The 2181-nt window shown below is 45.4% G+C and carries 2 protein-coding genes; both read left to right on the forward strand.

The annotated features are described in order from the left end of the window. On the forward strand, positions 1-829 hold an 829-nt coding region (locus C7Y66_RS30350), incomplete at its 5' end, for an efflux RND transporter periplasmic adaptor subunit (protein WP_146149921.1). Between the two features lie 98 nt (positions 830-927). Further along, positions 928-2145 carry an ABC transporter permease gene (locus C7Y66_RS30355; RefSeq protein WP_106548371.1) on the forward strand — a complete coding sequence of 406 codons (1218 nt, stop codon included), beginning with the start codon at positions 928-930 and terminating at the stop codon, positions 2143-2145. The last annotated feature ends 36 nt before the right edge of the window (positions 2146-2181 follow it).

Here is a 2181-nt window from a genome sequence, read left to right on the forward strand (position 1 = left end):
GCGTTATCGGAGATTAACGCAACAAGGTGCGATCGCCCAAAACGAGTTAGATCAATATGTGAGTGAAAGCCAAAGCGCTCAAGCTAACCTACGGGAAGCACAACGCCAGCTATCGCTGCTAAAAAGTGGTAGTCGTCCAGAAGAAATCGCCCAACGCCAAGCAGTCGTGCAAGCAGCTCAAGGTGAGTTACAAGCTCTTCAAGTTAAGCTCAACGATACAATTATTCGCGCTCCCTTTACGGGTTTGGTGACGCAAAAGAATGCTTCAGAAGGAGCCTTTGTCACCCCCACAACTTCGGCATCTAGCGGCACGTCTAGCTCGAATTCATCGCTAGCCAACTCAACTTCGATTGTCGTGCTGGCGAAAGGTTTGGAAGTTTTGGCAGAAGTTCCAGAAGTTGATGTTGGACAAATTAAATCGGGACAGCAAGTTGAAATTGTAGCTGATTCTTATCCCGATCGCATTTTTAAAGGTCATGTCCGTTTGGTTGCTCCCGAAGCCGTTGTCGATCAAAACGTCACTTCTTTTCAAGTGCGCGTTGCGCTCGATTCCGGTCTGGATAAATTACTATCTGGGATGAATGTAGATTTAACATTCTTGGGTCAAAATCTCAACGATGCCTTAGTCGTACCCACAGTATCGATCGTGACTCAAGAAGGTAAAACTGGGGTTTTAGTCCCAGGAGAAAAGAACAAACCCGAATTTCGTCCGGTCACAATTGGTTCTAGCATTCAAGACCAAACGCAAATCTTACAAGGTTTAAAACAAGGCGATCGCGTTTTCCTCGACCTACCAGAAGACCAACAACCAGAACAAGAAAGTGACTAGGATTAGTGACTAGTGGCTGGGCTCTTTTATAGCCACTAGTCACTAGCCACTAGCCACTAGCCACCGATCGCTGATAACTAGATAACCCATAACTGAAAATGGATGTTTTAGAAAGTGGCAAGATGGCAACGAAAACGCTGCTATCTAATAAGTTACGTAGTGCCTTAACTATGTTAGGAATCGTCATCGGCAATGCTTCAGTGATTGCGATGGTGGGGATCGGACAGGGGGCGCAAAGATTTGTTGCCGAACAATTTGAATCTTTAGGAACTAATGTTTTATTTGTCATTCCAGGGAATCGGGATGCTCAAAGAACGACGGTAGATTTACCAAAAACTTTAGTTTTAGAAGATGCAAAAGCGATCGCTACCCAAGTACCGACCGTGGCTAAAGTCGCGCCTCAGCTTCAGTCAAGAGAATTAGTCACGTATCGCAACAAAAATACCTATAGTTCGATTGTCGGTACGACTCCAGAATATACTGCTGTTCGTAACTTCAATCCAGAAGAAGGACGATTTTTCACTCAGCTTGATGTGAAGCGAAATAATCAAGTTGTTGCTTTGGGTTCGGATTTAGCTAAACGATTGTTTGTCAATCAAGATCCAATTGGTAAATACGTCCGAATTAAAGACGTGCGCTTTTTAGTGATTGGCGTGATGGAATCGAAAGGTTCTGTCTTGGGAACCAACTACGACGATAGCGCGTTGCTGCCAATTACAACTATGGCAAGCCGGATTGTCGGCGAAAATTCTCCATATGGCGTGAGTCTTACTTTTATTTCGATTTCAGCTAAAAGCGATGCCAGTGTAGAAGCGGCTCAATTTCAAATTCAAAACTTACTACGGTTGCGGCATAAAGTTACTAGAGAAGACGATTTTAGCGTCCAAAGTCAAAAAGATGTACTAGAAATTGCGGGAACTGTCACGAGTGCTTTAACGGTCATGCTAGCAGCGATCGCAGGTATTTCTTTACTCGTGGGTGGCATCGGGGTCATGAATATCATGCTCGTTTCCGTTACCGAACGCACGCAAGAAATCGGGTTGCGTAAAGCTTTGGGTGCTACCCAGCACGACGTTTTGATTCAATTTCTGATTGAAGCTGTCATGTTGTCGGCAGCTGGTGGCATCGTGGGAACTGCCTTGGGTGTAGGTGGTATCCTACTGATTGGTACGTTTACTCCCTTTCAAGCGGGTATTTCACCTGTAGCAATTGCTCTGGCTGTCAGCATCTCTGGAGGGATTGGCGTTGTCTTTGGTGTCGTTCCTGCCCGTCGTGCTGCCCAACTCGATCCGATTGTTGCTTTGAGAAGCGCTTGATTGGGGAGGAGAAGGTTTAAAATTCAGAATTGGGAC

Origin of the sequence: Chroococcidiopsis sp. CCALA 051 (genome assembly GCF_003015105.1) — a bacterium.
GTDB classification, from domain to species: domain Bacteria; phylum Cyanobacteriota; class Cyanobacteriia; order Cyanobacteriales; family Chroococcidiopsidaceae; genus Chroococcidiopsis; species Chroococcidiopsis thermalis.

Excerpts from the sequence above, each read along its gene's own strand:
- C7Y66_RS30355 (WP_106548371.1), top strand. The coding sequence starts at position 928 with ATGGATGTTTTAGAAAGTGGCAAGATGGCAACGAAAACGCTGCTATCT.